The organism is Pseudomonas sp. UF-293 (assembly GCF_058245595.1).
Genome location: NZ_JBSICA010000007.1, coordinates 175243 through 191041, shown reverse-complemented (window position 1 = coordinate 191041; position 15799 = coordinate 175243). Strand labels below are relative to the sequence as shown.

Below are 15799 nucleotides of genomic sequence, written 5' to 3'. Positions count from 1 at the left end.
GAGCTATGGCAGGCCGGGCTGATCGGTCTGCTGTCACTCGTCGTCGTCGAAGTTGTAGCTGCCCGGTGCGAGGTTTTCGAAACGCGTGTACTTGCCGATGAACGCCAGCCGAATGAAACCGATCGGGCCGTTACGCTGTTTGCCGATGATGATTTCGGCGATGCCCTTGTGCTCGGTTTCCGGGTGATACACCTCGTCGCGATAAACGAACATGATCACGTCGGCGTCCTGCTCGATCGCTCCGGATTCGCGCAAGTCGGAGTTCACCGGGCGTTTGTTCGGACGTTGCTCAAGGGAGCGGTTGAGCTGCGACAGGGCGACCACCGGGCAGTTGAATTCCTTGGCCAAGGCTTTCAGGGAGCGCGAAATCTCGGAAATTTCGTTGGTACGGTTATCACCACTGGAACCAGGGATCTGCATCAACTGCAGGTAGTCGATCATGATCAGGCCGACGTCGCCGTGCTCACGCACCAGACGCCGGGTCCGCGCGCGCATTTCCGACGGGCTGATACCAGCGGTGTCATCGATGAACAGTTTGCGATCGTTGAGCAGGTTGACCGCCGACGTCAGACGCGGCCAGTCATCGTCTTCGAGCTGGCCGGAACGCACCTTGGTCTGGTCGATCCGGCCGAGCGAGGACAGCATACGCATGATCAGCGATTCGCCTGGCATCTCGAGGGAGTAAACCAGCACCGCTTTCTCGCTGCGCAACACGGCGTTTTCCACCAGGTTCATCGCGAAGGTGGTTTTACCCATCGACGGACGGCCGGCGACGATGATCAGGTCGGACGGCTGCAAGCCACTGGTCTTCTCGTCGAGGTCGGTGTAGCCGGTGGACAGGCCGGTGATCGCGTCGGCGGTGTTGAACAGGGTATCGATGCGGTCGATGGCCTTGGTCAGCAATTCGTTGACGCCGACCGGGCCACCGGTCTTCGGCCGCGCTTCGGCGATCTGGAAGATCTGCCGTTCGGCTTCGTCGAGGATCTCTTCGGCGGTACGGCCTTCGGGGTTGAAGGCGCTGTCGGCGATCTCGGTGCTGATGCCGATCAGTTGGCGCAACGTCGCACGCTGGCGGACGATCTGCGCATAGGCCTTGATGTTGGCGACGGAAGGCGTGTTTTTCGCCAGTTCGCCAAGATAACCGAGGCCGCCCACCTGCGACGTCTGACCCTCCTTGTCCAATTGCTCGGCAAGGGTCACGACGTCGATCGGCGAGTTCTGATCGGCCAGTTTGGCGATCGCGCGGAAGATCAGGCGGTGGTCATGTCGATAGAAATCGCCGTCGGAGACTTGATCGAGCACGCGTTCCCAGGCGTTGTTGTCCAGCATCAGACCACCGAGTACAGCCTGTTCGGCCTCGATGGAATGCGGCGGCACCTTCAGGGCAGCGGTTTGCAGATCGTATTGCTCGGGAGCGGAGATATCGTTCATGGCCACTTGAGTATTAGTGAAAAGCAGGGAATTCAGAAAGACAAAGGGCACGACCTGTAAACAGGATCGTGCCCGATGTTAACCGCCTGGCGGACAAGCCGCCAGCCGATCCGTGTTGCTTAAGCTGCTACCACGACAACGCGTACGGTGGCTTCAACTTCGGCGTGCAGGTGCACGGCCACGTCGAATTCACCCACGTTGCGGATGGTGCCGTTCGGCAGACGAACTTCGCTCTTCTGCACTTCAACGCCGGAAGCGGTCAGTGCGTCAGCGATGTCGTGAGTACCGATCGAACCGAACAGCTTGCCTTCGTCGCCAGCGGTGGCAGTGATGGTCACTTCCAGCTCGGCCAGTTGGGCAGCACGGCTTTCAGCCGATGCTTTACGGTCTGCGGCAGCTTTTTCCAGCTCGGCGCGACGCTCTTCGAACGCAGCCAGGTTGGCAGCGGTCGCAGCGGTAGCCTTACCGAAAGGCAGCAGGTAGTTACGACCGTAACCGGCCTTAACGTTTACTTTGTCGCCCAGGTTGCCCAGGTTGGCGATTTTTTCCAGAAGGATCAGTTGCATGTGAAAATCCTCTAACTTTTAACCTTCACCGTTCGCGCTGTCGGTGTCTTTCGACACGTGACGACCGCGAAAATCAATCAGGCTGTCGACAATGGCCAGAACCACGAGCAACGGATAGATCAGCTGCATGAACAACAGCAGCGTGACGTACAACCCCACCAGCCAGAAACCGGCCAGTCGCTTCTGCCCGACCAGCCCGTGAATCAGGGCCAGCCCGGCGAACACCAGCGGTACACTGCACAACGGCGTCAACATGGCCATCTGTGCACCGAGATTCGGGCCCAGAAGCATCAACGCCAGCAGTAACATCGCCGGCCCCAGCGGGATGCGGATGGCGCGAAACTCGCGACCGAAACCACCCGGGTTGTACAACAACGCCTGCCAATGCCGCCCGACAATCAGGCTCAGCACGCTGACGATCTGCAACAAGGCCGCAATCAGTCCGGTCAGGACCGGTGCAATCAGGGACGCGAAACGCGCTTGCTCATCGACCGACAATTGCTTGTAGGTCTCACCGAGAAGTGCCGGCATGACCTTTATGAGGGCCTGTGCAAGCATCTCGATCTGGGCCGCAAACGCGACCCCGAGCACCACTGAAAACACCACTCCGATCACTACGCTGACCAGCAGCGTGCGGACCCAGGATTCGCTTGCGCGCAAAACCAACGCAAGCACCGCAGAGCCCAGCAGCACCAGAAGTGCCCGTGGGTCGTCGGCATACAGCCACCAGATCAATGCCGGCAGCAGTCCCAGCGACAGAACGCCAAGGGCGTCCGTCAATCCGCGCCGCAGCAGCACAAGGCTCCCGGCGGCAGCACCCAACCAATACAACAACGGCAATGTTGCACATCCGGCCACCACGAGAGTGGCCTGCATTCGGCCTCGCATGATGAACTCAGCTAAGGCGCGCATGCATTCAATCCTTTGCTACTTGTCGACTGCCCGGTCTCAGCGGCCGTGGCTGTCGGTGTAGGCCAGCAGGGCCAGGAAGCGGGCGCGCTTGATAGCGGTGGCCAGCTGACGCTGATAACGAGCTTTGGTACCGGTGATGCGGCTTGGAACGATTTTGCCGGTCTCGGATACGTAGGCTTTCAGAGTGTTGAGATCTTTGTAGTCGATCTCTTTCACGTCTTCAGCGGTGAAGCGGCAGAATTTACGACGACGGAAGAAACGTGCCATTTGATAGGCTCCTTAATAAGGTCCGTGGATTACTCGTCAGCGTTATCGCTGTTGTCGCTGTCATCACTGTCGGTGCCTTCGGCGCCTTCGTGCTCAGGACGGTCGCGACGCTCACGGCGCTCACTGCGGTTTTCTTCAGCCTTGAGCATCTCGGACTGGCCGGTAACGGCTTCGTCGCGACGGATGACCAGGTTACGGATCACTGCATCGTTGTAGCGGAAGTTGTCTTCCAGCTCGGCCAGGGCCTTGCCAGTGCACTCAACGTTCAGCATCACGTAGTGAGCCTTGTGAACATTGTTGATTGCGTAGGCCAGTTGACGACGGCCCCAGTCTTCCAGACGGTGGATTTTGCCGCCGTCTTCTTCGATCAGCTTGGTGTAACGCTCAACCATGCCGCCGACTTGCTCGCTCTGATCCGGGTGGACCAGAAAGATGATTTCGTAATGACGCATGAATGCTCCTTACGGGTTGTAGCCTGCCGCTCAAAAACGGTCAGACAAGGAGTGAATGACACTTATGGACTTGCTGGCGCGGGGCACATGCGTGCCTGCCGTCACAGCAAGGGGCGCAATTGTAGAGAAGGGACTGCGGGGGCGCAAGGCAATTGGTGATTATTTGAACAACCACCGATCTTCCAGACACCGTAAGCGAATGTGGGAGCGAGCCTGCTCGCGAATGCGGCCTGTCAGGCAACAATGACGTCGACTGACACTCCTCTTCGCGAGCAGGCTCGCTCCCACAGTTGATTGCGTGAAGCTTATTTCTTCGCGGCAGCCTTGGCCTTCGCACCGCGCTGGCGTTGGGCTTCGAACAGGCACACGCCAGTGGCGACCGAGACGTTGAGGCTGCTGACGCTACCGGCCATCGGCAGGTTCACCAGATAGTCGCAATGCTCGCGGGTCAGGCGACGCATGCCTTTGCCTTCGGCGCCCATGATCAGGATGGTCGGGCCGGTCAGGTCCTGGTCATAAATGCTGACTTCGGCTTCGCCGGCCGTGCCGACGACCCAGAGGCCGCGCTGCTGGAGTTTTTCCAGAGTGCGCGCCAGGTTGGTCACGGCCACCAGCGGAATCACTTCCGCCGCGCCGCAGGCGACTTTACGCACCACCGGAGTCAGCGTGGCCGACTTGTCCTTCGGCACGATCACCGCCAGCGCACCGGCTGCATCGGCCGAACGCAGGCAGGCGCCGAGGTTGTGCGGATCGGTCACGCCATCGAGCACCAGCAGCAACGGCGCGCCTTCGGTGCGATCGAGCAGCTCGTCGAGCATCGCCTCGCCCCAGACCTGGCTCGGGCTGACTTCAGCGACTACGCCCTGATGCACGCCTTCAACCCAGGCGTCCATTTCGCGGCGCTCGGCCTGGCCGACCTGAACACGGTTTTCATTGGCCAGTTCGACCAGCGTCTGCACGCGCGGATCGTTGCGGCTTTCCGCCAGCCAGATCTGCTTGACGCGCTTGGGGTGATGACGCAGCAACGCTTCTACCGCGTGAACGCCGTAGATTTTTTCCAACTGACTCATGACTTCGCCTTCGGTTTACGCGCCCCGCCACTCTTGGCTGGAGCGGAACCCGCTTTTGGCGGGCCCTTACGGTGTTTGCTCGGTTTGGCTGGCTTGCCGTCGGTCGCCCTGTCAGGCGCCGACCGCCCGGTCTTTCCCCCGGACGCCGCTTTACCACCGTTTTTCGCATCGGCCAGCAAGGCCTTCTTCAATTCACGGCTTTTGCGCAGCTCGGCGTTTTTCGCCACGGCGTCGCTCGGGCGATAGGCTTCGGCAACCTTTTCCTTGGCTGGACGACGGCTGGCGGTTTTCGCTGGAGCCTTTTCTTGCGCTTCCTTGGCAGCAGGCGCAGCGGTTTCGGCGCCACGTTTCTTGCGACCGATCGGCGCGCTGATGGTTTTTTCCGCCATCTCGAAGTCGATCTTGCGTTCGTCGAGGTCGACACGCATGACCCGTACTTCAACGGTGTCACCAAGCCGGAAGCTGCGACCAGTGCGCTCACCCGCAAGACGGTGATGCACAGGGTCGAAGTGGTAGTAATCGCCCGGTAGCGCGGTCACGTGCACCAGGCCTTCAACGTAGATATCGGTCAGCTCGACGAACAGACCGAACCCGGTCACAGCGGTGATCACGCCCGGGAACGACTCGCCGACGCGATCCTTCATGAACTCGCACTTGAGCCAGTTCACCACGTCGCGGGTCGCTTCGTCGGCACGGCGCTCGCTCATCGAGCACTGCTCGCCGAGCTGCTCCAGCGCCGCTTCGTCGTACGGATAAATGCGCGCCTTCGGAATGGTCATCGCACCGGCACGACGAACGTGCGGGGTGTCTTGTTTGGAATGGATCACGCTGCGGATCGCGCGGTGCGTGAGCAGGTCCGGGTAACGACGGATCGGCGAGGTGAAGTGGGTATAGGCTTCGTAATTCAGGCCGAAGTGGCCGTCATTTTCAGCGCTGTACACCGCCTGACTCAACGAACGCAGCATGACGGTCTGGATCAGGTGGAAATCCGGACGATCCTTGATGCTCGCGAGCAGAGCCTGATAATCCTTCGGCGACGGACCATCCTTGCCTTTGTGCAGGGACAGGCCGAGCTCACCAAGGAATGCGCGCAGTTTTTCCAGACGCTCTGGCGGCGGACCAGCGTGAACGCGATACAGCGCAGGAATTTCGTGCTTCTTGAGGAATTCGGCAGTGGCCACGTTGGCCGCCAGCATGCATTCCTCGATCAGCTTGTGCGCATCGTTGCGCACAGTCGGACGGATTTCGGCAATTTTGCGCTCGGAACCGAAGATGATCCGGGTTTCCTGGGTTTCGAAATCGATCGCGCCACGCACATGACGGGCAGCCAGCAATACTTTGTACAAAGCGTAGAGCTGCTTGAGGTGCGGCACGACGTCGGTGTACTCGCCGCGCAATTTGCGCGCTTCGGTAGCCTTCGGCGTTTCCAGCATCGCGCTGATCTTGTTGTAGGTCAGACGGGCGTGGGAATGGATCACCGCCTCATAGAAGCAGTAGTCGGTCATTTCGCCGGACTTGGAGATGGTCATCTCGCAAACCATGGCCAGACGATCGACTTGCGGGTTCAGCGAGCACAGGCCGTTGGACAGTTGCTCCGGCAGCATCGGAATCACGCGTTCGGGGAAGTACACCGAGTTGCCGCGAACCTGAGCTTCGTTATCCAGCGCCGAACCGATCTTCACGTAGCTGGAAACGTCGGCAATCGCCACGTAAAGCTTCCAGCCACCGGAGAACAGACGCAGCTTGCCCGGCTTGGCTTCACAGTAGACCGCGTCGTCGAAGTCGCGGGCATCTTCGCCGTCGATGGTAACGAACGGCAGATGGCGCAGGTCGATGCGCTTCTCTTTGTCTTTTTCTTCAACTTCCGGCTTGAGCTTGGCTGCTTCTTTCACAACCGCGTCAGGCCAGACGTGCGGAATATCATACGTGCGCAGGGCAACATCGATTTCCATGCCCGGTGCCATGTAGTTGCCGACCACTTCGACCACATCGCCTTGCGGCTGAAAGCGCGGCGTCGGCCAATGAGTGATTTTCACCTCGACGAACTGCCCGATCTGCGCATTGGCGTTGCGGCCCGGCGTGACCAGCACTTCCTGCTGGATCTTCGGATTGTCGGCAACGACGAAACCGATACCGCCTTCTTCGAAGTAGCGGCCAACGATGGTTTCGTGAGCGCGGGAGACCACTTCGACGATCACGCCTTCGCGGCGACCACGACGGTCGAGACCGGACACTCGTGCCAGCGCGCGGTCGCCGTCGAACACCAGACGCATTTGCGCCGGGCTCATGAACAGGTCATCGCTGCCGTCGTCCGGCACCAGGAAGCCGAAGCCGTCGCGGTGACCGCTGATGCGGCCGAGGATCAGGTCGAGCTTGTCCACCGGCGCGTAAGTGCCACGGCGGGTGTAGATCAGTTGAGCGTCGCGCTCCATGGCGCGCAAGCGGCGGCGCAGGGCCTCGATCTGGTCTTCTGTGGTCAGACCAAACTCTTCGACCAGTTGCTCGCGGGCAGCAGGCGAACCCCGATCGGCGAGGTGCGCCAGGATCAGTTCGCGGCTGGGAATAGGGTTTTCGTATTTTTCCGCTTCACGAGCGGCCTCGGGATCGAGGGACTGCCAATCGGCCATTAGAGAGTTTTCACCTTGTCTATATGCGGGTTAGTTTGGCATAGGCGCCGGGAAACGGGAAATTTCCGCTTCTATAAGGCTTTGCATGGCCCTGTATCGACGCTCTGATACCGTTTTGAACGCCGCTGGTAAAAAAATTCAGTTTTTTCTGCGGCAGGGGTTTACAGTTAAAAAGGCGCTCCGTATAGTGCGCGCCATCGACGACGCACAAGCGCTTTCGATGATGCCCAGGTGGTGAAATTGGTAGACACGCCAGCTTCAGGTGCTGGTGACCTTACGGTCGTGGAAGTTCGAGTCTTCTCCTGGGCACCAATTTCGAGTTTGAGACTAGATCAGTTTCAAGACTCACACAAAACCCGCGAAAGCGGGTTTTTTGCATTTGCGGGAAAGCTTTTGTTCACACTGATTTATTAAAACCAAATCAGGGGTTTACAGATCAAAAAGGCCTCCGTATAGTGCGCCACATCAACAGCGGCAACGCTTGCGATGATTGCCCAGATGGTGAAATTGGTAGACACGCCAGCTTCAGGTGCTGGTGACCTTACGGTCGTGGAAGTTCGAGTCTTCTTCTGGGCACCAATTCAAATTCAAGGTTCAGGCCTTGGATTTCACAAAAACCCGCGAAAGCGGGTTTTTGCGTTTCTGGCTTCCTGAATTCTCACAGGTCTTCTAGGAGCGTGTAGGAGCTGACGAGTGCAACGAGGCTGCGATCTCTTGATCTTGCTTTTCCCCGTAACTTGCAGGAGGCAGATCAAAAGATCGTCCAAACGCGGCCCGAGCCTTCGGCAGCTCCTACACAATCACCAGTCGCCCCATAAGGCGCACTTGAGAAACAATATCGTTTATCATTGTTGCAAGTTTTTGCAATGCGACAGTGAGGAACCCTGCGAATGACGTTTCGAAATACCCTGCGCCGAGGCCTGACCTTCACCCTCCTCGGCCTGGCGCTCGCCACTCCCCTCACCCAGGCTGCCGATGCGGTTTCCCTGACTCTCTACAACGGCCAGCACAAGGAAGTCGGCGACGCGATTGCCAAGGCCTTTGAAGCCAAGACCGGCATCCACGTCAACGTGCGCAAAGGCAGCAGCAACCAGCTCGCCAGCCAGATCATCGAAGAAGGCGATCGCTCCCCCGCCGACGTGATCTACACCGAAGAGTCGCCGCCGCTGAACAACCTCGGCGAACAGGGCCTGCTGGCCAAGGCCGATGACGCCACGCTGGCGGTTCTGCCGGAAAAATACGTCGCCGCCAATGGCACGTGGATCGGCGTTACCGCGCGCGTACGCGTGGTCGCGTTCAACCCCAAACTGATCGACGAAAAAGATCTGCCGAAATCGGTGATGGAATTCTCCGAGCCGCAATGGCAAGGCAAAGTCGGTTTTGTCCCGACCAGCGGCGCCTTCCAGGAACAGGCCGTAGCGATCATCAAACTGCACGGTCGTGACGCTGCCGAAGAATGGCTCACCGGTCTGCGCGCGTTCGGCAAGACCTACAGCAACAACATGGTCGCCCTCAAAGCCGTGGAGAACGGCGAAGTCGCCACGGTGCTGGTGAACAATTACTACTGGTTTGCCCTGCAGCGCGAGAAAGGCAAGCTCGACTCCAAGTTGCATTATTTCACCGGCGGCGACGCTGGCGGCCTGATCACCGTATCCAGCGCTGCCGTGCTCAAATCCAGCAAACATCCAAAAGAAGCCCAGCAATTCCTCGCCTTCATGGCCAGCGAAGAAGGTCAGCGCGTGATCACTCAGACCACCGCCGAATACCCGCTGCACAAAGGCATGGAATCGGATCGTGGCCTCAAGCCGTTCAGCGAACTGGAAGCGCCGAATGTCACTCCGGCGGATCTGGGCAATGCTGAAGAAGCGCTGGAACTGGAACGCGAAGTTGGCCTGAACTGATGGCAGCATCGTTATCGGCCCCCGCCGCGCGCGGGGGTTATGTACCAAGGCGCAAACGTCCGTCGATCTGGCTGGTGCTGCCGGTATTGCTACTGGTGGTCATGAGCTTGCTGCCACTGGCCTATGTCGGGGTGAAAGCCTGGCAGGCGGGATGGGCCGAGGCGCTGCACCTGTTGTGGCGCCCGTATGTGTTTGGCCTGCTGCGCAACACCTTGGCACTGATGGTCGGCGTGACGATCACCTGTGGCGTGATCGGCCTGTCGCTGGCGTGGTTGCTGGAACGCAGTAACCTGCCGGGTCGACGCCTGTGGGGCGTAATCCTGTGCCTGCCGTTTGCGGTGCCGGCGTTTGTCAGCAGCTTTACCTGGGTGTCGCTGAGTGCGCAATTCGAAGGCCTCGGCGGGGCGATTCTGGTGATGAGCCTGTCGAAGTATCCGCTGATCTTCCTGCCGGTTGCTGCCACCCTGCGCAATCTCGATCCGTCCCTCGAAGAATCCGCCCGCACACTGGGACAGAATCGCTGGGGCGTATTTTTCCGCGTCACCCTGCCACTGCTGTGGCCCTCGCTGTTGGCCGGTTCGCTGCTGATTGCCCTGCACATGCTGGTGGAGTTTGGTGCGCTGTCGATCATCGGCCTGCAGACCTTCACCACGGCGATTTACCAGCAATTCGAATTGGAATTCAGCAACGCCAATGCCGCGATGCTTTCGGCGGTGTTGCTGGCGCTGTGCCTGCTGTTGTTGTGGCTGGAGTTGCGCGTGCGCGGCAAGGGCCGGCATGTGCGCACCGGCCAGGGCGCGGCGCGACAGGCTGAACAGGTAAAGCTTGGACCGTGGGCGGCGTTTGGTCAGTTGTATTGCCTGTTGCTGGCGATTATTGGTAGCGGCATCCCACTGGGGATGTTGGCTTATTGGCTGGCGGTCGGCTCATCAGCAGCCTTTCCGATCGCGGCGATCAGCGAGGCGCTGCTGTCATCGCTGGCATTGTCGTTGGGCGGCGCGGCGTTGTGCCTGGTTTTGGCAGTGCCGGTCGGGCTACTGGTGGTGCGCTATAAGGGCCGGTTGGCAATCTGGGCCGAACGCTTGCCTTATCTACTGCACGCGCTACCGGGGCTGGTGATTGCGTTGACGCTGGTGTATTTCGCCCTGCATTACGTGCCGGCGCTGTATCAGACGTCGGGCTTGCTGCTGATCGCCTATGCGCTGCTGTTTCTGCCACTGGCGCAAGCGCCGATCCGTACCGCGCTGAACAAGGCTGCGCCGCAGTTGGAAGAAGCGGCGCGGACCTTGGGCGCATCGTCGTTCACGGCGTTTTGCCGGGTGACCTTGCCGATCATTTTCCCGGCATTGGGCGCGGCGTTTGCGCTGGTGTTTCTCGATGCGATGAAGGAATTGACGGCGACGTTGCTGCTCAGCCCGACTGGACTGAATACATTGGCGACCGAGGTCTGGGCGCACACGGCGAATGTCGAGTTTGCGGCAGCGGCACCTTATGCGGCGTTGTTGATCGTGGTCTCGGGTTTGCCGGTTTATCTGCTGACGACACGGATGTATCTGAGCCGCTGATACCGTTTTCGCGAGCAGGCTCGCTCCCACATTGAATCGGGTTTTCCATGTGGGAGCGAGCCTGCTCGCGAAGAGGCCAGCCCGGATAACATCAAGCCCGGAACTGCCCCAGGCTGGCTTTCAATTGCGCAGCCAGACCATCCAGCACCTTGCCACTGGCCGTGGTCTCCACCACCGCCTGAGCCGCTTTCTCGGCCTGCGCATGAATCGTCTCGACCCGCCCACGCACCGCCTGCGCGCCCTGCGCCTGATGCGCTGCTGCTTGCGTGGCCAGACCGATCGCCGCGTGCACCTGCTCAACCGAAGCCTGCACCGACTGCTGCAACCGCGCACTGTCGCGCAACACTAGCAAACCTTCGCTGGCCTGCCGTCCGGCCTGACCAATCGCTTCGACCGCCTCACGTGCGCCCTGTTGCAGCGCAACAATGTGCGCCTGAATATCGCCGGTGGAGCTTTGCGTTTTGCTTGCCAGGGCACGCACTTCATCCGCGACCACGGCGAATCCGCGCCCGGTCTCACCGGCCCGCGCCGCCTCGATCGCTGCGTTCAATGCCAGCAGGTTGGTTTGTTCGGCGATGCCGTGAATCACCGTCAGCACCACCTCAATCTGTTCGCTCTGCTGCGCCAGTCGCTCGATGACTTTCGCTCCGGTATCGACCTGCCCGGCCAGCGCTTCGATCAGCCCGCCAACCTTGGCTGAAGTACGCGTGTTTTCATCGGTGGCCTGCCGGATTTCCACGACTTGTTTGAGTGCCGCTTGCATGGCATGACTTTCCGATTGAGCTTCGTCAGCCATTTGCGAGAGCGCACGCAGGCTTTCTGCGACCTCATCACGCTGCATCCCGGCGGCCGCATCGGCGCCGGCATTGCGCAAAGTCATCGCGCCAATTTCCACGCCAGTGCGCTGAGCGACATCGCCCGCCTCGCGCACGATCGGCTGCAACTTGTCGACGAAGCGATTGACCGCCGAGGCCATGTCGCCGATTTCATCCTTGCTGTTGATCTGCACACGCTTGGTCAGATCGCCCTCGCCCGCTGCCAGATCGTCCATCGCCGCATTGAGCATTTTCAGGCGATTGACCACCCGATGACCGAGCACCACAGCCAGCAACAGCAGCACGCCGCAACCGACCAGCGCCAAGCCGAGGCCGATGCGCCAGCGCAGTGTCGCAGCCGCCTCTTGGACGGTTTGTGCGGTGTTGGCTTTCATCTCGCCAGCGGTGCCCTGCGCCGATTGCAGACGCGCCTGCATCGCTTTGGCACTGTCCGCCGCCGCGCCTTTGAGGCTGTCGCCGACCAGTTGATCGCTGCTGGCAATCAGCGCCAGAAAGCGCTTGTCGAGCTCGGCCAGATCGGTTTCCACCGAGGCCGTTGACACGCCCATCAGCACCTTGCCGATTTCCACGCCGTTAGGATTGATCGAGGCTTCAAGGTAGTAAACCGAAGGATCGTTTTTCGCCGCATCCAGCACCTTGTCCAGCGCACGCTCGCCCTGACCTTTTTCCAGCAAGGCCTTGTTGATCGGGTTTTCACGGTTGAGATAACGGGTCAGATGCTGGCCAGTGGCGTCGTCATACACCACGAACAGCACATTGGGATTGCGCTGGGCGCGACGAGCGAACTCCGAGAGCGTCGGCACGTCGCTGTCCCACATGGCACGCGGCGCTACCGAGGCAAGCAACTGCGCCATGTCGTTGGCGGAATCTTTGAGATCCTTTTCCAGCGTGGCGCGCAATTGCGCCTGCTCATCCTTAAGGCGCGCAGAAAGGCCGGTCGTCAGGCGCTGACGAGTGCTAGCGGAAAGCGCATCCAGACTGGAAGTGACTTCACGTCCGGCCTGCTCCAGTTCACCGGAGAGCTTCTGGCTGTCGGCACCCAGGCGCACAGCCAGATCGGCTTCCAGCGCCGTGACCGTGCTCCGCGTCAGGGCAACCGCCACCAACACCTGCACCAAAAGGGCGATACCAAGGGTAACGAACACCGGCCGCAACAAACGGCTTTGTAACAGTGAGAGAACGGCTGACACTTTAAATCCCTCTACTTCTGACGCCATTAATTTGATGGCACTCTTGTAGACAGATTCACAGCAAAGGTCATGCCGTCCAACAGGCATAAACGACAAAGGCCCCGATTAAGGGGCCTTTGTTTTTTACATCAACGACTTATCAGGCAAACGGATGACGCAGAACGATGGTTTCGTTGCGGTCCGGGCCCGTCGAAATAATGTCGATCGGCGCACCGATCAATTCTTCAACGCGCTTGATGTAGGCACGAGCATTCGCCGGCAGCTCTTCCAGGGTCTTGGCACCCACGGTCGATTCGCTCCAGCCCGGCACTTCTTCGTACACCGGCTGCAGGCCGACGTAGCTATCAGCATCAGTCGGAGCAACGGCATTGCCCTGCGCGTCTTTGTAGCCGACGCAGATGTTGATGGTTTCCAGACCGTCGAGTACGTCCAGCTTGGTCAGGCAGATACCCGAGATGCTGTTCACATCGATAGCGCGACGCAGGATGACGGCGTCGAACCAGCCGCAACGACGGGCACGGCCGGTAGTAGCGCCGAACTCGTGACCCTGTTTGGCCAGGTGGGCGCCGACTTCGTCAAACAGCTCGGTCGGGAACGGGCCGGAACCCACGCGCGTGGTGTAGGCCTTGGTGATGCCCAGGATGTAATCGAGGAACATCGGGCCAACGCCCGAACCGGTCGCCACACCACCAGCGGTGGTGTTGGAGCTGGTCACGTACGGGTAGGTGCCGTGGTCGATGTCCAGCAACGAACCTTGCGCGCCTTCGAACATGATGTCTTTGCCGGCGCAACGCAGGTCGTGCAACTCGGCAGTCACGTCGAGCATCAGCGGCTTGAGCAGCTCAGCGTATTCCTTGCACTCGGCCAGGGTCTTTTCGAATTCGATGGCTGGCTCTTTGTAGTAACCGACCAGCATGAAGTTGTGGTAATCCACCAGTTCACGCAGTTTGTCTTCGAAGCGCGGCATGTTCAGCAGGTCGCCGACACGCAGGCCACGACGGGCAACCTTGTCTTCGTAAGCCGGGCCGATGCCGCGACCGGTAGTACCGATCTTCAGCTCGCCACGGGCCTTTTCACGGGCCTGGTCCAGCGCAACGTGGAAGGACAGGATCAGCGGGCAGGACGGGCTGATACGCAGGCGCTCGCGCACCGGTACGCCTTTCTCTTCCAGCTTGGTGATCTCGCGCAGCAGGGCGTCAGGTGCAACCACCACGCCGTTGCCGATCAGGCATTGCACGCCTTCGCGCAGCACGCCCGACGGAATCAGGTGCAAGACGGTTTTCTCGCCGTCGATCACCAGTGTGTGACCCGCGTTGTGGCCACCCTGGTAGCGCACTACGGCGGCAGCATGTTCGGTCAGCAGATCAACGATCTTGCCTTTGCCCTCATCACCCCACTGGGTGCCCAGGACTACGACATTCTTACCCATAACACTTGTCCTCATTCGCGCAAACTTGGTGCCGGCGAAGGCCGGCAGGAAAACTCAAGAAGCCAGTGGCGATACTTGCCAAAGCCCGTTCTGCTGAATCAATTGCCGGTCGCAGTCCGCATCACGGGCGGCGGCCAAAGGTTGTCCAGGCAAGGCCTGAACGACACGCTGACCCTCACTGCGCAACTGGCAAACCTGCTGCCAGAGTGCCGCATCCGTACTGTCAGGCATCCAGATACCGCCAGACGGTAGCTCGATCTCAGCACGCCCCAGGGTCACCAGGGTTTTCAAATCGGTAGAGAAACCAGTCGCCGGACGGGCGCGACCGAAATCGGCGCCGATGTCGTCGTAACGACCACCCTGAGCGATGGACTGGCCAACGCCGGGCACGAACACCGCGAACACCACACCGGTGTGGTAGTGGTAGCCGCGCAGCTCGCCGAGATCGAAATACAGCGGCAACTGCGGGAAACGCACGGAAAGACGCTCGGCAATCGCCAGCAGATCTTCCAGCGCCGCCAGAACCGGCGCCGGCGCATTGGCCAGTCGCTCGCGGGCAGCGCTCAACACTTCACGGCCGCCGCACAGATCAACCAGTGCGCGCAGCATGCCGGACAGATCAGCCGGCAGGCCTTCGGTCAAAGTAATTACTTCATCGATGGCCTTGCGCTGCAGGGCATCGAACAACTGTTGCTCGACTTCACCGGACAGACCGGCGGCACGGGCCAGACCACGGTAGATGCCGACATGCCCGAGGTCCATGTGCACATCCGGCACATCGGCCAGCTGCAGCATGGCCAGCATCAGACTGATGACTTCGACGTCGCTGCTCGGGCTGGCATCGCCGTACAGCTCGGCGCCCAGCTGGATCGGACTGCGCGAGGACGACAATGCACGCGGCTGGGCGTGCAGAACACTGCCGGCGTAGCACAGACGACTCGGGCCTTCGCGACGCAGGGTGTGTGCGTCGATGCGCGCAACCTGCGGCGTGATATCGGCACGGAACCCCATCTGCCGGCCCGATTGCGGGTCGATGACCTTGAAGGTACGCAGATCCAGGTCCTGGCCCGCGCCGGTCAGCAGGGATTCCAGGTACTCGATATGGGGAGTCACGACAAACTCGTAACCCCAGCTCTGGAACAGATCCAACACCTGGCGACGCGCAACTTCAATGCGCGCAGCCTCCGGTGGCAGTACTTCTTCGATGCCATCTGGCAGCAGCCAGCGGTCTACCGTTGCCATTACGCCATTCCCCTTTGATCCGGGCGGCCAGCACGAGGGCGAGCCTTGAGTGAAGCAGAAAATGACCGAGGCGTTCAAAACGCACGCGCATGAACGACGCAGCGAAAGGCCGGCTGGCGGCTTCGCCCATCACTTTCCTCGAAAAACGCTCGGGCCGTTCAAACCCGATGCCTGCAACAAAAACAGCAATCAAACGTGCAGACGCAAAAAAGCCGGGAATTTCCCGGCTGCCGCATCATACACACGTTTTCCGAAAGGATCACCCCGCCCGAGGTTTTAGCCGCCGGGCGGAATGATTCAGGTCAACGTCG

13 protein-coding genes and 2 tRNA genes are annotated in these 15799 nt (G+C 60.2%); 5 read left to right on the top strand and 10 right to left on the bottom strand.

Translation table 11 applies throughout. The features are described 5' to 3' along the window. Positions 1–33: 33 nt before the first annotated feature. From dnaB to rnr, 7 genes are all read right to left on the bottom strand, one after another. Positions 34–1431 carry a replicative DNA helicase gene (gene dnaB / locus AC4IHP_RS10875; RefSeq protein WP_016771936.1) on the bottom strand — a complete coding sequence of 466 codons (1398 nt, stop codon included), beginning with the start codon at positions 1429–1431 and terminating at the stop codon, positions 34–36. 119 nt (positions 1432–1550) lie between these two features. Beyond that, the gene (gene rplI / locus AC4IHP_RS10870; RefSeq protein ID WP_003221136.1) at positions 1551–1997 is read right to left on the bottom strand and encodes a 50S ribosomal protein L9; all 447 of its coding nucleotides are present in this window, start codon (positions 1995–1997) and stop codon (positions 1551–1553) included. A gap of 18 nt (positions 1998–2015) precedes the next feature. Next, positions 2016–2909: a hypothetical protein gene (locus AC4IHP_RS10865; RefSeq protein WP_122508589.1), complete on the bottom strand. Its 894-nt coding sequence runs from the start codon at positions 2907–2909 to the stop codon at positions 2016–2018. Positions 2910–2945: 36 nt separating this feature from the next. Then, positions 2946–3176: a 30S ribosomal protein S18 gene (rpsR, locus tag AC4IHP_RS10860; protein WP_002551829.1), complete on the bottom strand. Its 231-nt coding sequence runs from the start codon at positions 3174–3176 to the stop codon at positions 2946–2948. A 29-nt stretch (positions 3177–3205) separates the two neighbouring features. Beyond that, complete coding sequence (gene rpsF, locus AC4IHP_RS10855) at positions 3206–3628, bottom strand: 30S ribosomal protein S6 (RefSeq protein WP_016771938.1); 423 nt, start codon at positions 3626–3628, stop codon at positions 3206–3208. 305 nt (positions 3629–3933) lie between these two features. Further along, on the bottom strand, positions 3934–4698 hold the full coding sequence (rlmB, locus tag AC4IHP_RS10850) for a 23S rRNA (guanosine(2251)-2'-O)-methyltransferase RlmB (RefSeq protein ID WP_024011372.1): 765 nt from the start codon (positions 4696–4698) through the stop codon (positions 3934–3936). Beyond that, complete coding sequence (gene rnr, locus AC4IHP_RS10845; protein ID WP_490831678.1) at positions 4695–7325, bottom strand: ribonuclease R; 2631 nt, start codon at positions 7323–7325, stop codon at positions 4695–4697. Before rnr ends, rlmB begins: the two co-directional genes overlap by 4 nt. A gap of 225 nt (positions 7326–7550) precedes the next feature. On the opposite strand from rnr, the gene AC4IHP_RS10840 reads away from it, so the two are divergent. From AC4IHP_RS10840 to AC4IHP_RS10825, 4 genes are all read left to right on the top strand, one after another. Further along, a tRNA-Leu gene (locus AC4IHP_RS10840) sits at positions 7551–7637 on the top strand. A gap of 180 nt (positions 7638–7817) precedes the next feature. Next, positions 7818–7904, top strand: a tRNA-Leu gene (locus AC4IHP_RS10835). A 311-nt stretch (positions 7905–8215) separates the two neighbouring features. Next, positions 8216–9226: an extracellular solute-binding protein gene (locus AC4IHP_RS10830; RefSeq protein ID WP_016771941.1), complete on the top strand. Its 1011-nt coding sequence runs from the start codon at positions 8216–8218 to the stop codon at positions 9224–9226. Next, on the top strand, positions 9226–10791 hold the full coding sequence (locus tag AC4IHP_RS10825; RefSeq protein ID WP_490831677.1) for an ABC transporter permease: 1566 nt from the start codon (positions 9226–9228) through the stop codon (positions 10789–10791). Before AC4IHP_RS10830 ends, AC4IHP_RS10825 begins: the two co-directional genes overlap by 1 nt. Before the next feature lie 91 nt (positions 10792–10882). Here the strand turns inward: AC4IHP_RS10825 and AC4IHP_RS10820 are convergent, their stop codons facing one another. The 3 genes from AC4IHP_RS10820 to AC4IHP_RS10810 form a co-directional block, all read right to left on the bottom strand. Continuing rightward, positions 10883–12817 carry a methyl-accepting chemotaxis protein gene (locus AC4IHP_RS10820; protein ID WP_460123415.1) on the bottom strand — a complete coding sequence of 645 codons (1935 nt, stop codon included), beginning with the start codon at positions 12815–12817 and terminating at the stop codon, positions 10883–10885. Positions 12818–12956: 139 nt separating this feature from the next. Continuing rightward, complete coding sequence (locus AC4IHP_RS10815; protein ID WP_490831676.1) at positions 12957–14246, bottom strand: adenylosuccinate synthase; 1290 nt, start codon at positions 14244–14246, stop codon at positions 12957–12959. Between the two features lie 54 nt (positions 14247–14300). Continuing rightward, positions 14301–15488 (bottom strand): ATP phosphoribosyltransferase regulatory subunit, encoded by a 1188-nt coding sequence (locus tag AC4IHP_RS10810; RefSeq protein WP_016771944.1) that lies wholly within the window; start codon positions 15486–15488, stop codon positions 14301–14303. A gap of 89 nt (positions 15489–15577) precedes the next feature. Here AC4IHP_RS10810 and AC4IHP_RS10805 point away from each other — a divergent pair, with 89 nt between their 5' ends. Next, positions 15578–15784 carry a hypothetical protein gene (locus AC4IHP_RS10805; protein WP_490831675.1) on the top strand — a complete coding sequence of 69 codons (207 nt, stop codon included), beginning with the start codon at positions 15578–15580 and terminating at the stop codon, positions 15782–15784. Positions 15785–15799: the final 15 nt, after the last annotated feature.